This window comes from Sandaracinaceae bacterium, from assembly GCA_016706685.1.
Taxonomy (GTDB): Bacteria; Myxococcota_A; Polyangia; order Polyangiales; family Houyiibacteriaceae; genus JADJJE01.
On record JADJJE010000015.1, the window covers coordinates 1 to 14,388 of the forward strand.

16 protein-coding genes are annotated in these 14,388 nt (G+C 69.8%); 6 read left to right on the forward strand and 10 right to left on the reverse strand.

All coding sequences use genetic code 11. The features are described 5' to 3' along the window. The 6 genes from IPI43_19105 to IPI43_19130 form a co-directional block, all read right to left on the reverse strand. A partial coding sequence (locus IPI43_19105; GenBank protein ID MBK7776211.1) for a hypothetical protein occupies positions 1-163 on the reverse strand: 163 nt, incomplete at its 3' end. Positions 164-249: 86 nt separating this feature from the next. After that, positions 250-858 carry a 2-phospho-L-lactate guanylyltransferase gene (gene cofC, locus IPI43_19110; protein ID MBK7776212.1) on the reverse strand — a complete coding sequence of 203 codons (609 nt, stop codon included), beginning with the start codon at positions 856-858 and terminating at the stop codon, positions 250-252. Beyond that, positions 855-1,778, reverse strand: a complete 924-nt coding sequence (locus tag IPI43_19115) for a 2-phospho-L-lactate transferase (GenBank protein ID MBK7776213.1) — start codon at positions 1,776-1,778, stop codon at positions 855-857. The genes cofC and IPI43_19115 overlap by 4 nt, the downstream gene beginning before the upstream one ends. After that, positions 1,775-2,575, reverse strand: coding sequence for a coenzyme F420-0:L-glutamate ligase (gene cofE, locus IPI43_19120; protein MBK7776214.1), 801 nt, complete (start codon positions 2,573-2,575; stop codon positions 1,775-1,777). The genes IPI43_19115 and cofE overlap by 4 nt, the downstream gene beginning before the upstream one ends. Then, positions 2,572-3,216, reverse strand: a complete 645-nt coding sequence (gene npdG / locus IPI43_19125; protein MBK7776215.1) for an NADPH-dependent F420 reductase — start codon at positions 3,214-3,216, stop codon at positions 2,572-2,574. The genes cofE and npdG overlap by 4 nt, the downstream gene beginning before the upstream one ends. Before the next feature lie 412 nt (positions 3,217-3,628). Then, positions 3,629-4,369: a hypothetical protein gene (locus tag IPI43_19130; protein MBK7776216.1), complete on the reverse strand. Its 741-nt coding sequence runs from the start codon at positions 4,367-4,369 to the stop codon at positions 3,629-3,631. Positions 4,370-4,531: 162 nt separating this feature from the next. Between IPI43_19130 and IPI43_19135 the strand changes: the two genes are divergently transcribed. Further along, complete coding sequence (locus IPI43_19135; protein MBK7776217.1) at positions 4,532-4,954, forward strand: hypothetical protein; 423 nt, start codon at positions 4,532-4,534, stop codon at positions 4,952-4,954. A 15-nt stretch (positions 4,955-4,969) separates the two neighbouring features. Here the strand turns inward: IPI43_19135 and IPI43_19140 are convergent, their stop codons facing one another. Further along, entirely contained in the window at positions 4,970-7,129 is a 2,160-nt protein-coding gene (locus tag IPI43_19140; protein MBK7776218.1) for a PQQ-dependent sugar dehydrogenase, read from the reverse strand. Positions 7,130-7,179: 50 nt separating this feature from the next. Between IPI43_19140 and IPI43_19145 the strand changes: the two genes are divergently transcribed. Together IPI43_19145 and IPI43_19150 are read left to right on the forward strand one after the other, a co-directional pair. Further along, positions 7,180-7,935 carry an SIMPL domain-containing protein gene (locus IPI43_19145; GenBank protein ID MBK7776219.1) on the forward strand — a complete coding sequence of 252 codons (756 nt, stop codon included), beginning with the start codon at positions 7,180-7,182 and terminating at the stop codon, positions 7,933-7,935. Positions 7,936-8,002: 67 nt separating this feature from the next. After that, positions 8,003-8,785, forward strand: coding sequence for a hypothetical protein (locus tag IPI43_19150; protein MBK7776220.1), 783 nt, complete (start codon positions 8,003-8,005; stop codon positions 8,783-8,785). A gap of 19 nt (positions 8,786-8,804) precedes the next feature. Here the strand turns inward: IPI43_19150 and IPI43_19155 are convergent, their stop codons facing one another. Then, a complete protein-coding gene (locus IPI43_19155; protein ID MBK7776221.1) occupies positions 8,805-9,134 on the reverse strand; it encodes a hypothetical protein in 330 nt (109 codons plus the stop codon). 160 nt (positions 9,135-9,294) lie between these two features. Here IPI43_19155 and IPI43_19160 point away from each other — a divergent pair, with 160 nt between their 5' ends. Then, a complete protein-coding gene (locus IPI43_19160; GenBank protein MBK7776222.1) occupies positions 9,295-10,572 on the forward strand; it encodes a hypothetical protein in 1,278 nt (425 codons plus the stop codon). A 147-nt stretch (positions 10,573-10,719) separates the two neighbouring features. Next, entirely contained in the window at positions 10,720-12,114 is a 1,395-nt protein-coding gene (locus IPI43_19165) for a wax ester/triacylglycerol synthase family O-acyltransferase (protein MBK7776223.1), read from the forward strand. A gap of 27 nt (positions 12,115-12,141) precedes the next feature. On the opposite strand, the gene IPI43_19170 is transcribed toward IPI43_19165, so the two are convergent. Together IPI43_19170 and IPI43_19175 are read right to left on the reverse strand one after the other, a co-directional pair. Beyond that, positions 12,142-12,798, reverse strand: a complete 657-nt coding sequence (locus IPI43_19170; protein MBK7776224.1) for a CoA transferase subunit B — start codon at positions 12,796-12,798, stop codon at positions 12,142-12,144. 1 nt (position 12,799) lies between these two features. Beyond that, a complete protein-coding gene (locus IPI43_19175) occupies positions 12,800-13,498 on the reverse strand; it encodes a CoA transferase subunit A (protein MBK7776225.1) in 699 nt (232 codons plus the stop codon). 150 nt (positions 13,499-13,648) lie between these two features. Here IPI43_19175 and IPI43_19180 point away from each other — a divergent pair, with 150 nt between their 5' ends. Next, positions 13,649-14,344, forward strand: a complete 696-nt coding sequence (locus IPI43_19180) for a hypothetical protein (GenBank protein ID MBK7776226.1) — start codon at positions 13,649-13,651, stop codon at positions 14,342-14,344. Positions 14,345-14,388 lie beyond the last annotated feature (44 nt).

Genomic DNA, 14,388 nt, shown 5'->3' on the forward strand with positions numbered 1-14,388 from the left:
TGGCGGCGGTCCAGGCCAGCCCCACGCTGCTGGGCGTTGGGTTGGACGCCGTGAGCTGGTCGCTCGGGTCGGGGGCCGCCATGTCGTCACTGGGGCCCGCGCAGGAAAGCGTGGACGCGACGAGGACGACGACGAGCAGACGGGAGCGCGCGCTGAAGCTCATGAGGACGTCCGACTCCGACTCCGGGGGCGGGATTGCCCCTCCATCCGGTCAGCATAGCCGTCGCGCAGTCCCTTGGGAAACGGAGACTAACGCGCCTCACTCGGGCCGCGCCGGAGCTGCGCGTAGTCCTCCGCCGTGTCCACGTCGCCGGCGATGCCCGGTGTGACCACGATGCGTGCTTCACACCCGAGCGCCGCGGCGCGCGCACGGTGCAGCGCGAAGCTCTGCGGGTGGCCGAAGCACGTGGGCATCAGGTCGGGAGGTCGCACCAAGAGCGCGTTGGTGCCGGCGTTGGCGCGGTCGGGACCCAGCGTGAGCGCGGCATCGCCCGACAGCAGCTCGTCCAGGTCGCCGGGCGTGAGCAGCGGCAGGTCGCTCATCAGCACCAACGCGGCGTCCGCGCCTTGGTCCTCTGCGAGCGCGAGCGCGGTGTCCACCACCTCGTTCAGGCGCACGGCGTCGCTCGGGTCTTTGAGCGGCAAGTGGCCGCGGGCGCGCGCGGTCGCCAGCACCTCGGCGTCGCTCGACACCACCATGATGGATGCGACGCCTGCGTGGGCCTCGAGGGTCCTCAGCACGTGCTCGAAACATGCGCGCGCAAAGGCTTGGCGCTCGGTCTCGGGCAACACACTGGCGAGGCGTGACTTGGCGCGTGCGAAGCCCTTCACGGGCACCACCGCCACGCAGCCCGTCATGGCAGCGCCGCCGCGAAGGTGAGCAGCTCGCGCGCCAGGCGCTCGCGGTCGTGTTCGTCGCCCATCACCGTGCGGGTCTCGAAGCAGGGCAGGGGGACGTCCGCCGCGTCGCCGTGCTCCACCACCAGCGCGCTCAGCAGGCCACCATAGTGGGCGACGATGGCGGTGGCGCTCGCAGGGACACCCGCCAGGTCCGGGATCATGGTGCCGAGCGGCCCCTTCACGGCCTTGCCGCCCACGATGGGGCTCAGCGCCACCACGCGCTTCTGCGCCACGCGCTCGCGCACGCCCGGCAGCTCCAAGATGGGGTCGATGGAGACGTAGGGGTTGCTGGGGCAGAGCACCACCAAGTCGGCCTGTTCCAGCGCGCTCAGCACTTCGGGCGTGGCCACACCGTCGCCCTCGCGCGTCACGCTGCGGACGCGCGGCACGGCGCGGCGCCCCACCAGCCAGTCTTGAAACGGCAGGCGCTCGCCCTCGGTGGTCTCGATGATGGTCTTGCGCACGCCATCGGTCATGGGGAGCAGGCGCGTGGTCACGCCCACGCTCGCGCACAGGCTCGCCGTCACCTGCGTGAGCGTGGCGCCCGCGGCCAGCTGCATGGTGCGCGCGAGGTGTGTGCCCAGGTCCCGGTCGCCCAGCGAGAACCAGGTGGGCCCGCCATAGCGGCCCAGCATCTCCATGGCGCGGAAGCTCTCGTCCTGCAGGCCCCAGCCGCGCTCACGGTCACCGAGGCCCCCCAGCGTGTACATCAGCGTGTCGAGGTCGGGGCAGACCGTGAGGCCCACGTGCACCAGATCATCGCCGGTGTTCACCACCACCGTGAGCGCGTCACCCGGCAGCGCGCGCGCGAGACCCTGCGCGAGGCGCGAGCCACCCACGCCACCCGCCAACGCCACCACGTGCCGAAACGCGCTCATGCGTAGAGGTCCACCTCGGGGTCGCGCAGCAGCTCCTGCGTGCTGCTGTCGCTCGGTGTGAAGCGCAGCCCCCGGATGTGCACCACGGGCCGCGCCTCGTTGCTCTGGCCTGCCACCAAGTCCGCCGCGGCGGCCAGCTGGTCGGCCAGCGCCGTGATGGTGTACTGCAGCTCGCGGCCGTGCAGGTCGTGTCGCCCGCGCTGGTCGAACACCGCCGGGATGCCGGCCACACCCACGGCCACGCCCACGGTGCCCACGCGAAAGGGGCGCCCGAACGAGTCGCTCACCACCAGGCCCACGCCCTCCGTGCCGAGCTCGGCCAGCAGCCGGCGTGCGCTCGCGTCCGGGTCCTCGGGCAGCAGCAGCGCCCACGGGCCCGAGCCCGGCGCGGCGTTGGCCGGGGAGGCATTGCTCATGTCGATGGCGGCGTTGGCCGAGATGAAGCCCAGGCGATGCCGCGTGACCAGCACGCCGGGACGCTTGCGCGAGATGCCCACGCTCTCGCGCAGGATCAGCTCCACCTGGGCCGGGTCCTTCTCGAGCTCGAGGCCCAGCGCGCGCGCCTCGTCGGAGGGCACCACCTGGCTCATGTCCACGAAGCGCCCTTCGCTGCGCGAGAAGAGCTTGGAGGTGACCACCAGCACGTCGCCGGGGTCGAGGCTCAGCTCCACCCGCGCGAGCGCCGTCTGAATCATGGGCGCGAGCGCGTCGCCCGCCTGCACCAGCGGGATCCCCGGGAGGGCCGTGAAGTGGACGCGTGCGCCGACCTCGAGCGCCGCCCCGGGACCTTGGCTCACGTGGGCATCCCGGTGATGCGCAGGCCGGCCGTGGCGCCGTACTTCTTGTTGATGAAGAGCAGCACGGGCGTGATGGACTCGAGCGCCACCGCGTTCTCGAGCGTGCCCGCCTCGATGGCGCGCAGGCCCAGGTCCTCGATGAGCTTGGCCACGGTCTCGCGCGCGTCCTTCTCGCCGCACAGCAGCACGTCGCAGTCGAACGTGTGGTGCGGGTCGCCCAGGTGCTCGGAGCTGATGTGGTGCAGCGCGGCCACCACGGTGGTGCCCTCACCCAGGATGGCCTGCGACTCGAGCGCCGCGGCCTGCCCGGCCGGCAGCTGCACGGAGCGCACCTTGGGCGGCTTGAGCGGCACGGTGATGTCCACCACGATCTTGCCGGCCACGGCCTCGCGGATGGACGTGAAGGTGGGCGCGTGCGCCGAGTAGGGCACGGTCACGACCACGACCTCGCCGTGCGCGCAGGCGCCCAGGTTGTCGCCGCCGGTCAGCGTGATGTTGTGCTCGGCCGCCAGCTCGGCCGCCTTGGCCACCCCACGCTCGGCCTCGCGCGAGCCGATGAAGACCTCGTGTCCCGCGCGCGCCCAGCGCAACGCCAACCCCGTGCCCTCACGTCCGGTACCACCAACAAGTCCAATTCGCATCGCTCGTCTCCTTGGGCCGGGGCCCCGCCGGCGGTTGTCGCGGCGCGCGGGACAGTAGCAGATCTGGGGCAGGTGGTCGGTTCGCCCCTGCTGGTGGGTGGGCCCGGGGGTGGCGTGATCGTGAGGAGGGCGAGGGGCACCCGGGTCTGCGGGGCCGGTCGCGCTGGCGCTCCCTCCGGTACCCCCCCAATTCGGCGCGTCCTGCGGACGCTTGAATTAGGGCCCCCCCAACCCCCGCTGACCCGGGCGCCCCTCGCCCTCCACGGTGGCGCCTCCGTCGTCGCATCCTGTCAGCGCCCCGATCACCCTCGTCGCGGGGCGGGCGGGGAGCTCCACTGGCTCCGGCGGAGCGCGGCGGCTTCGGAGACTCAGTGGCTCATCTGGCCCAACGGAGCGCAGCGTGGCTCGCCGTTCAGGTCGAACGCGGGAACGTGGAGCGCGGCATGCCGCGGATGGTCGCGAGCGAGGCGCCGTAGTGGTAGCGGATTTGGTCTGCGTCGTAGCGGTGCTCGGCGCCGATGGGGCAGGCTTCGCGGGCGGGGCAGCGCAGGGCACAAGGGGAGGCCTCGCTGGCGCGGAAGGTGGTGCAGCGGTCGAGCGAGAGAGTGCCGGTGGTGAGCGCCGCGCCCCGGCAGGCGGAGAGGCAGGGCTTCTCCAAACAGGTGCTGCAGGGGGAGGGCTGTGGGCCCGCGGGCGGCGTCAGCGGCAGCGACGAGTCGGCCACGACCACGGCGCGGTACGCGAACCAGGTGCCGAACGCCTCGGAGATGCCCACCAGCAGCGGCGACGGTTGGTGCCAGCCCAGCAGCGTGCCCAGGTCCTGCAGCGGAACCAGCGCAGGGCCAGGGTAGAGCGGGGCCCAGCGGTGCACGCTGAGCTCGTCTTCGAGGTGCGTGCGCACGGTGGCTAGCGAGAACTCATCGACCGGGTTGGCCGAGGTCCACGGTTCGGGCTGGGCTTTGCGCAGCGCCCGCCACATGCGCGGGCCTGCGTGACCGAACACCAGCAGCTGTCGGTGGTCGAGCAACCCGGGGCCGGCCGCCGCGATGGCGTTGCGGACTCCGCTGGGCAGCATGTCCATGGCCAGCACACCGCGTAGCAGCAGGCCGCGCTCGAACAGCACAGGGCTGTCACTCGGGAGAAGGGCGTCCATCTCAACGCATCATGACCCATCTGCGTGAGGGCGCCGCAGACCACGTCGATGCCTGGGTCCCAGCCGCTACTCGTTCTCCCACACCAGCGCCGGCACGCCTCGTGCTTCTTGTCTCGGTGCGCCTGTGTATGTGCCAGGCTGTGCCAGGAGCCCGCCAGAATCATGCCCACCTCAGACTCTCACGTGCGTCTTGCTTCTGGCGCGATCCCTGTCGGTCGTGCGCTTGCCGTCGCCATCGGCGCGCTGCTCACGTTGGCTGGCTGCGAAGCGGATGAATGCGCCCTCGACGGCACCGTGTGGCTCGGGCCACGCCCGAACTGCCCGCCGGGCCCCGACATCAACTATGGCGGTTGTGGTGCACCGCGGTTCCTCTTCGCGGAGTGTGCAGCTCAGCTGCAGGTCGAAGACACCCTGATGGACTTCACCTATCGCGTCGCGGGCCAAACGGTCGAGCTCACCAGCGTGGGGGCCGTCACTCCGAGCTCCGCAACCTTGGGAGCCGGCGACACGCTGAGCTACCAAGGCAGGGAATACACGCTCACCACGAGCGACCCCGACGAGTACTGGTACGGCGAGCGACCCTAGAGGCCGAGTTCCTTCTCAGCGCCGGCGTCTGCGGGCGAGCAGCAGTCCGACCATCAACAGACCCAGCGCGCCCACAGGCGTGTTGCTGGTGGTGTCCACGCGGCAGCCGCAGCCGCCACCCGAGCCCGGGTTGGTGCCCGCGTCCGCCGTGCCGGCGTCCTCGGGGATGCCGCTGTCGAGGCCCGGCCCGGTCGAGTCCACCACGTTGATCATGACCGTGCGTGTGCCGGCGCCGGGGGCAGTCACCGAGATGGTCGCCACGTCGTTGTCGCTATCGGCGTCGGTGGCCCCGGCGATGGTCACGGTCTGCGGCGTGGCGTAGTTGGCCGGCGTGAAGGTCAGCGTCCCGCCGGACGCCACCGTGACGTCGCTGTCGCCCGCCGTGCGGCTCACGTTCACGTTCACGATGCCGCTCGGCGCGTCGGCCAAGCGCACGGTGAAGGTGCGCGAGCTGCCCTCGGGGATGTTCACGGTGGTGGGCGTGACCGTCAGGATGATCGTCGCGCTGTCGGTGACGTTCACGGTGACCGGAACGTCCGTGAGCCCCGCGGAGCTGACCGTCAGCGTGGCCTGGTCGGCATCGCCGTCGTCGTCATCGGCCGCCGCCAGCTCCACCGGCTGCGGGTCCATCCAGTTGGTGCTGGAGAAGGTCAAGGTCGCACCCGACGCCACGCTCACGTCCGTGTCGCCCGCGGTGCGGCTCACGTTCACGGTCACGTTGCCGGCAGGCATGCGGGCGAGGGACACCGAGAAGGCGATGGCGCCTCCCTCGAGCATGCGCACGTGCTGCTGCGAGACCACCAGGCCCTGCGTCGCGCTGTCGTACACCGTGCGGTAGATCATCCCGCCGTAGCCAGCCGTGTAGAGGGCGCCGTCCGGGCCCACGGCCTGGTCGATGGGCGCGGCCTGATTGTTGGACCAGTAGTCCACGCTCTGCACGGTGGTGCCCGGCCCCACCACGGCGCGCATGCTGCGGCCGTCGATGTAGTCGCCGTAGAAGAAGTTGCCGCGGTACTCCGCCGGGAAGCCCGTGGCGTCGTAGAAGGTGCCCCCGGCCACCGCGCGCCCTTGCGCCATGGTGTTCAGCTGGCCGTTGCCGCTGCTGGCGTCCGGGCCTGGGTCCACCACCGTGAACGTCGTGTCGGTGACCGCGGCCGAGCCGTCCGCCACGTAGAACGTCCCGTTGAAGCTGTTGTCGTCCACGCCCGTGACCACCACGCGTTCACCCTGCCGCAGACGGTGCCCCGTGGTGCTGGCGAACGTGATCACGCCGCTGCTGCGCGTAGCGCCGCTCTGCGCGAGGGTCACCACGCGCGTCCCGCCGGTGCGGTACACCAGCGTGGGCGTGATGTAGCCTGCGGGCTGGTCGTTCTCGTAGTCGTTGTAGCCGGCGTGAACGCCGGAGGTCACCACGAACACCTGCTCGTAGCTGGTGCCCACCACGCTCACCCACAAGAGGTCGGTGCTGGGCTGGAACGTGAGCGTGAAGGGGTTGCGGAAACCGCGGGCGAAGATGTAGTCGGCGTTGCCGCCGGGGCCGTCGGCGAAGGGGTTGTCGCCGGGCACCGAGCCGTCGCGCCGGGCGCGCCCGATCTTGGCGGCCATGGAGTCGAGGTCACCATCCACGCCCGTGCCGTTGCCCAGGTCGCCGATGCCCCAGTAGAGCATGCCGTCGGCGCCGAAGCCGATGCTGCCGCCGTCATGGTTCTCACCCGCGGTGGGCAGGTCCTGCACGATGGTGGTCTTGCCTGTTCCGATGTTCCCGCTGGCCGTGTAGCGGATGATCTGCTGCTCGGACGAGGACACGGTCACGAAGAAGTACACGTAGCCGTTGCTGGTGAAGTCGGGGTCGAACGCCATCCCGATGAGCCCGCACTCGCTGTTGAGGTAGATGGGCAAGATCGTGGTGAAGGGCGTGGGCAGCAGGGTGCCGCCGCCGCCTGCGTTGATCTGCACGATGCGCACCTCGCCGCCCTTGCGTGTCAGGAACAGGCGGTTCGAGCCGTCGGGCGCGAACGCCATGCCGGTGATGTCACTCTCGGTGTCCAGCCACTCGGTCTCGGTGAAGTCCGTGGGGTCCACCAAGTCGGCCTCCGCCGGCCGGGGCACCATGGACGAGAAGGCGATCGCGATGGCGCCCATGAGCAGGGCAAGAGGCCTCGGGTTCCTGTGCATCGGGGCAGTATGCCGGGAATGGAGCCGCTGACCCAAGCGTTGCGGGCCTCATGTCCGAACCCAGCTCGTCGTCTCCCGCTCGTCATCTCATCGGTCGCGCCATCGTGGGTGTCGCTGTCATTGCGTCAGCGGCCATCCTCGCGGCAGCCTTCGTGCATTACGTGGACGTGAAGCACCGCGACGGCATCGAGGTGGCGGGCTCAGCGCGCAGCCGCATCACCAGCGACCGCGCCATGTGGTCGGCCGAGGTGTCGACGCGCGGAGCCACGCTGGTGGAAGCCTACGGCGTGCTGGACACGCACATCACCCGGGTGCGCGCGTTCCTCCAGGAGCAGGGCGTCCCCGCCGAGGCCATCAGCGTGCGCTCGGCCATGACGCGCGAGATGCACCCCTTCCACGAGAACGGCATGGAGCTCACCGAGACCATCCTGGGCTACAGCCTCACCCAGCAGGTGGAGGTGACCAGCAACGACATCGCCATGGTGGGCCGCATCTCGCGCGACATCACCCAGCTCATCCAGGAGGGCATCAACATCGCGTCGAGCGACCCGGAGTACATCTACACCGAGCTGGGCGACGTGAAGATCCGCCTGGTGGGTGAAGCGACGGAGGACGCCCGCCAGCGCGCCGAGCAGGTGGCCACGCACGCCCACGGGCGGCTCGGGCGGCTGGTGTCGGCGCGCATCGGAGTGGTGCAGGTGAACGCGGCGGACGAGACCGCGGTCACGTGGGACGGGGTCTACGACCGCAGCACCGTGGACAAAGACGTCATGATCGTGGTGCGCACCGTGTTCGAGCTGGAGTAGCCCGCTCCAGCCGAGCTGCGGCGGGGAACGCTTCCAGGCCACGGCACTTGCCAGGCACACTGCCGGCATGACGTCTTCGCCCCGCACGCTGGCCTACGCGGCCGTGGCTCTCGGGACCGCCTCTGCGGCGGCGTGGTGGCTGCTGCCGTACTTCATGGAAGCGCCCCAGGTGCTCATCGCGCCCGCGGTGGTGGTGGCGTTCTGCATCTTCGTGGTGTTGCTCGAGGTGCCCACACGCAGGCGCACCCGCGCGCTGCTCGAGAGCGACGCTGCACTGCAGGTGGCCACGTGGGAGTACAGCGCTGCCGCCTGGCCCGAGGTGGTGCGCACGGCACCTTCGCCGGGCTGGGGGGTGAACCTCTCGATCACCGTGCTCACCACCTTCGTCGTCACCATGGTGGCGGGCGTGACTACCGAAGACGTGCGCGCGCTCTTCTTGGGGGCCGCGTGGGCGGTGGTGTGCGCCGCGGCCATTCAGGCGTGGTTCAGCCACCGGGACGCCGCCCTGGCCAACCACCCCACGCGCAGCCTGCGCATGACGCGCAGCATCGTGATGCTGGGAGACCAGCTGTTCATCTTGAACCCCGAGCCTGCCCTCCCGGAGCTGGGCAGGGGCACCCACTTGCATCACTGCGTGGCCAGCCCCCGCGCGCCAGGCGACAGCAGCCCCCACTTCGCGGGCACGCTCACTTGGACGAGCCTCGCGTGGAGTCGCAACGGCCGCCTCCGCGTGGAGCGCCGCTTCCCCATCCCGCGCGAGCACGCGCACGACGTGGACCGCGTGGTGGCCGCCTACACGGCCATCGGGGCGCCGAACAGGGCGGACCCATCGCTCCGGTTGCCCGACTGATCCGGCGAGTGACCCACGCTCAGCGCGGCACGCGGCACTTGGCCCACGTGCACCACAGCGAGCGGCCATCATCCGTCGCCAGGTTCACGGCGCCGCCGTAGCGCGCCTGCACCACGCCCGGCAGGTAGACGTTGTCGTTGAGCACGTTGGCCGTCACGCGCATGCCGGGCGCGAGGTTCATGGGCCGCAAGGTGTTGTCGTGCACGCCCGCCGTGTTGCCCTCCCAATACACCACGAACGCCACTTGCGTTTTGGGGTCCACCCCCAGCACCACGGCGGGGTAGAGCCAGGGGTCGTCGCCCCAGGGAGCAAAGACATCGGAACCAGGTGGAAAGCGGCCGGGCATCATGGTCGGGGAGTCTCCTTCTGCGGCCTGCTCGGGGCGGCACGCCGTCTCCCGTCACGGAATCGTCCGCGCGACGGAGCCGGTGTCGATTGTGGTGATCGAAGCGCCGCGTGCCGCCACTGACCATGCCGATGGGCCCCCAGCTTGCCCAGAGGAGACCTTCATGTCCTTGCGTGCATCCCATTCCCTCGGCTTCGCCCTGCTCGCTCTCTTTACCGTGTCCGGCTGCGGTGGGGGCGACGGCCCGCCCACCACCGACGCGTCCGTCATGGACGCCACGGCGCCGGCTCCGCTCGGTGAGCCCTGCACCGCCGCGGCGGGTTGCGAGAGCGGCTACTGCGTGGACGGCGTCTGTTGCGAGTCCGCGTGCGACGGAGTGTGCGAGTCCGCCACCTGCGGCAGCAGCGGCGAGTGCATCGTGGCCGACGCCGCCACCGTGTGCCGCGCCGCCAGCGACGTGTGCGACGTGGCCGAGACCTGCACCGGCACCTCGAGCGTGTGTCCCGCCGACCTGGTCGCCGGCGAGGGCACCGAGTGCCGTGCGGCGGCCGACGTGTGCGACGTGGCCGAGGCGTGTGATGGCAGCTCGGCCGCCTGCCCGAGCGATGGCTTCGCGGACACCACGATCGAGTGCCGGGGAGCCGCCGGCGTGTGCGACGTCCCGGAGCTATGCCCCGGCGACAGCGCCGCTTGCCCCAGCGACGTGGTGGTGAGCGACATCGCCGAGGTCACCTGCCGGCCGAGCGTCGGGGCCTGCGACTTCACTGAGACCTGCGACGGGAGCGGCGCGGACTGCCCGGACGACGTCGTGGCGGACACCGGGACCACCTGTGGAACGTACGAGTGCAACGGCTTGGAGGGAGCCTGCCCCACCTCTTGCTCGACCCATGCGGACTGCGCCACGGGTGCCATGTGCGTGACCGGCCAGTGCATCTTCGGCCTCTGGGCCTTCACCACCAGCGGCGCCCGAAACGGCATCCTGGGCGGCTTGGCCGGCGCGGACGCTTACTGCCAGGGCTTCGCCGATGCCGCTGGCCTGCCGGGCACCTATCGTGCGTGGCTCAGCGACAGCACGGGCTCGCCGTCCACGCGCTTCACGCGCTCTGCCATCCCGTGGGTCATGCCTGTGGGCAGCACGAGCGGCATCATCCTGGCCAACGACTGGGCAGACCTCACGGACGGCAGCATCGACGCGGCGTTCCTGCAGAACGAGCTGGGCGTCACGGTGGCCCCCAACATCCCGTTCACCAACACCACGGGCGCCGGCACCGAGTGGAATGGCAACGACTGCAGCGACTGGACGTCCACCTCGGGCACGGGCGCATACGGGAGCACCAGCGCCACGACCGAAGGCATCTGGAGCGCGAGCGGTAGTGGCGGCGCCTGCAACGTCCTGCACCGCTACTACTGCTTCCAAATGGGTGGTGCCTCGAACGACTGAAGGAGGACAGTGTCTAGCGTGGCTCAGGCCGTCGTGGCCTGGGCCCGCGGGTCCATCACCAGGACAACCTCCTCGCGGGGGATCCACGAAAACCGAACCCGTTCATAGTGGCTGAAATCCGGCGCGGGACGAGGCACACTCGCCCGCGTGGAACGTCTCTCCGGACTCGACGCGTCTTTCCTCTACCTAGAGACGCCCAAGATGCACATGCACGTGGCCATGGCCGCCGTGCTGGACCCCGCGAACATGCCGGGCGGCTACAGCTTCGAGAAGGTGCAGAACCTCATCGAGAGCCGCGTGCACCGCCTGCCCGCCTTCCGGCGCCGCTTGGTGGAGGTGCCCTTCGAGCTGCACCACCCCGTGTGGATCGACGACCCGGACTTCGACATCATCCGCCACGTGCGGCGCGTGGCCTGTCCCGCGCCGGGGGGCCGCAAGGAGCTGGGCGAGATCTGCGGGCGCATCGCCAGCACCCCGCTCGACCGCTCGCGGCCGCTGTGGGAGGCGTGGGTCATCGAGGGCATCGAGGGCGGGCGCTTCGCCGTCATGACCAAGGTGCACCACGCCGCGGTGGACGGGGCCTCGGGCGCGGGCCTCTTGGTGCACCTCTTCAGCCTCAACCCGGGCGAGGCCGCGCCGCCCGCCGGAGTGGGCCCTGCCTTCCGCGGAGAGGGCGTCCCCTCGCAGCTGGACATGGTGCGCGACGCGGTGGTCTCGCGCGTGAAGCAGCCCGTGGAGTTCGTGAAGCTGGTGGCCCAGACGGCCAGCGCCATCGCCGGCGTGGCCAAGCACCGCCAAGAGGCCGACGCGCTGGTGGGCGGCACGCCGCTGCGGGCTCCGCGCACCAGCTTCAACGGCGCGCTCAGCGCGCGGCGCGACGTGGCCTTCGCGCAGCTGCCCCTCGAGGGCTTGAAGCGCATCAAAGACCGCTACGACGTGAAGCTCAACGACGTGGTGCTGGCCGTCTGCGCCGGCGCCGTGCGGCGCTATCTGCAAGGGCGCGGCGAGCTGCCGGCGGACCCGCTGGTGGCCGTGTGCCCCATCTCGGTGAAGTCCGCGCAGCCGGGCCTCGGCAGCAACCACGTCTCGGGCATGTTCACCTCGCTCGCCACCGACATCGACGACCCGGTGGAGCGCCTCATGGCCATCCGCGCCGCCACCATGGGCGCCAAGCACGAGCACCAGGCCATCGGCGCCGACATGCTGCAGAACTGGGCCGAGTTCGCGGCCCCCACCACCTTCCACCTGGCCTCGGTCTTCTACGCGCGCTGGCGCTTGGCCGAGAAGCACCGCCCCATCCACAACCTGGTCATCTCCAACGTGCCGGGCCCCCAGGTCCCCATCTACTTGGCGGGGGCCAAGCTGGTGGCCGTGTATCCCATGGGGCCGGTCATGGAGGGCGCGGGGCTCAACGTCACGGTCATGAGCTACGACGGCCACGTGGACTTCGGGTTCATGGTGGCGGCGGACTTGGTGCCAGACGTGTGGTCGCTCTCGGCGGGTGTGCAGCCCGCCTACGAAGAGCTTCGCAACGCGAAGTGAGCCTCGGGTGTGCTCGGAGGGACGGCGTCAGCCGCCCAGCACCCGGAGGTCGGGGGCAACGCGGAACGCGGGCTCGGTCTTGGCCCGGAGCTCGTCCATGCTCACACCCGCCGCGGTCTCGAGCAGCACCAGCCCGTCGCTCGTCACGTCGAAGACCGCGAGGTCGGTGACGATGCGGTGGACGCAGCCGAGGCCCGTGAGCGGCAACGTGCACTGGTTCCGGATCTTGGGCGTCCCGTCTTTGGCGGCGTGATCCATCATCACGAGGATGCGCTTCGCGCCGACCACGAGGTCCATGGCGCCGCCCATGCCCTTGATCATCTTGCCCGGGATCATCCAGTTCGCGATGTCGCCGCTGCCGGTGACCTCCATCGCTCCGAGGACGCAGAGGTCCACGTGGCCTCCGCGAATCATCGCGAACGAGTCGGCGCTCGAGAAGAACGACGCGCCGGGCATCTCGGTGATGGTCTGCTTGCCCGCGTTGATGAGATCGGGGTCTTCGTCGCCCTCGAAAGGAAACGGACCGATGCCGAGCAGGCCGTTCTCGGACTGCAGGAAGACGTCCATCCCCTCGGGGATGTAGTTGGCGACCAGGGTCGGCATGCCGATGCCGAGGTTCACGTAATAGCCGTCGCGGAGCTCTTCGGCGACGCGCATCGCCATCTGTTCTCGTGTCAGCGCCATCTCAGCTCCTCTTGCGCGTGGTGCGTTGTTCGATCGGCTTCTCGTAGTTCGTGCCGACCAGGATTCGCTGGACGTAGATGCCCGGCGTGTGGACGTGGTCTGGATCGATCGACCCCACTTCCACGAGCTCCTCGACCTCGGCGATGGTGATCCGCGCGGCGGTCGCCATCATGGGGTTGAAGTTCCGCGAGGTCTTCCGGTAGACGAGGTTCCCGAGGCGGTCGCCCTTCCATGCCTTCACGAAGGCGAAGTCGGCGGTGAGGGCGGTCTCCATTACGTGCATGTGGCCGCCGAACTCGCGCGTCTCCTTGCCCCGCGCAACTTCGGTCCCGTAGCCGGTCCGAGTGAAGAACGCGGGAATGCCTGCGCCGCCGGCCCGAATGCGCTCGGCGAGTGTGCCTTGCGGGGTGAGTTCCACCTCGAGCTCCCCGCTGAGGAAGAGCCTCTCGAAGATCTTGTTCTCGCCCACATAGGACGAGACCATCTTCTTCACCTGGCCGTTGGCGAGCAGGATGCCGAGCCCCTTGTCGGTGGTTCCGCAGTTGTTCGAGATGATGGTGAGCGCGCGGGTGCCGCGACGGTGGAGCGCGGCGATCAAGTTCTCGTGGTTGCCCGAGAGACCGAAGCCGCCGGACATCAGCGTGCAGCCGTCCGGCAAGTCCTCGATCGCGGCATCCGCGGACGGGAAGAGCTTGTTCATGTGCCCGAATCATGGGGGGTCATCGCGGGGGAAGTCAATGAATGGCCATTCATTTTCTGCACCGGGCGCCCAGCGCCTTACAAAGTGCCGCCCGTTTCGCCGATAGCGCTAAGGCAGCGCGCCGCATTTCCTCTGCTAGCGTGGCTCTCCATGAAGCAGAAGCTGTTCATCTACTGGCCGGCCGGCATGGAGTTCTTCACCATCGCGCTCGCGTGCTCGCTCGACACCAGCGACCCCACCAAGCTCATCGCGCTGCACTTCGACCCGGCCCAGTGGGCGGCCATGCTGTTCTCGCCCTTCTTCCTGGTGTGCATGTTCTTCGCTGCGCTGGGCATGTGGAAGCTGCACCAGATCTGGAAGACCGGCGCGCCCTTCTCGGACACCGACAAGTTCGCCATGGTCTGGTTCCTGATGAACGCCACCTGGTACCACACGGGCTGCGACGTCATGTCCGGCCTCTTCCAGGTCATGCCCAACCTGCGCGACGCCTACGCCATCTCCAACGCCGCGCACGACTTCCCCATGCACGACCTCCACCGCATCGGTCTGGACGTCGTGTACTGGCTCGAGCTGTTCATCCAGGTCCCGCTGTGCCTGGTGGTCATCGCGCTGTACGCGAAGCGCTCTCCCGCCCGGCCGGTCGTGGAGGCATTCCTCTGCGCGCTGCACTTCGCGGGCACATGGGCGTACTACCTGCCGTCGATCATCATGGGCGAGACCAACAACGTGATCATCTCCAACATCGACCGGACGGTCGCGACGGTGTGGGTGATCGTGCCGGGCCTGCTGGCGTGGCGGGCGATGAAGCAGGTGGTCGCCGCCACCGAGGCGAACGCCGCGGCGTAACGGGCGCACGGGCGCCTAGCCAGTTGTCAGCCCTGGGGACGCGT

What these genes read in the sequence shown, in the direction of transcription:
- cofC (MBK7776212.1), bottom strand. Translation starts at nt 858, where the DNA reads ATGACGGGCTGCGTGGCGGTGGTGCCCGTGAAGGGCTTCGCACGCGCC.
- IPI43_19115 (MBK7776213.1), bottom strand. Translation starts at nt 1,778, where the DNA reads ATGAGCGCGTTTCGGCACGTGGTGGCGTTGGCGGGTGGCGTGGGTGGC.
- npdG (MBK7776215.1), bottom strand. Translation starts at nt 3,216, where the DNA reads ATGCGAATTGGACTTGTTGGTGGTACCGGACGTGAGGGCACGGGGTTG.
- IPI43_19130 (MBK7776216.1), bottom strand. Translation starts at nt 4,369, where the DNA reads ATGGACGCCCTTCTCCCGAGTGACAGCCCTGTGCTGTTCGAGCGCGGC.
- IPI43_19135 (MBK7776217.1), top strand. Translation starts at nt 4,532, where the DNA reads ATGCCCACCTCAGACTCTCACGTGCGTCTTGCTTCTGGCGCGATCCCT.
- IPI43_19140 (MBK7776218.1), bottom strand. Translation starts at nt 7,129, where the DNA reads ATGCACAGGAACCCGAGGCCTCTTGCCCTGCTCATGGGCGCCATCGCG.
- IPI43_19145 (MBK7776219.1), top strand. Translation starts at nt 7,180, where the DNA reads ATGTCCGAACCCAGCTCGTCGTCTCCCGCTCGTCATCTCATCGGTCGC.
- IPI43_19150 (MBK7776220.1), top strand. Translation starts at nt 8,003, where the DNA reads ATGACGTCTTCGCCCCGCACGCTGGCCTACGCGGCCGTGGCTCTCGGG.
- IPI43_19155 (MBK7776221.1), bottom strand. Translation starts at nt 9,134, where the DNA reads ATGATGCCCGGCCGCTTTCCACCTGGTTCCGATGTCTTTGCTCCCTGG.
- IPI43_19160 (MBK7776222.1), top strand. Translation starts at nt 9,295, where the DNA reads ATGTCCTTGCGTGCATCCCATTCCCTCGGCTTCGCCCTGCTCGCTCTC.
- IPI43_19170 (MBK7776224.1), bottom strand. Translation starts at nt 12,798, where the DNA reads ATGGCGCTGACACGAGAACAGATGGCGATGCGCGTCGCCGAAGAGCTC.
- IPI43_19175 (MBK7776225.1), bottom strand. Translation starts at nt 13,498, where the DNA reads ATGAACAAGCTCTTCCCGTCCGCGGATGCCGCGATCGAGGACTTGCCG.
- IPI43_19180 (MBK7776226.1), top strand. Translation starts at nt 13,649, where the DNA reads ATGAAGCAGAAGCTGTTCATCTACTGGCCGGCCGGCATGGAGTTCTTC.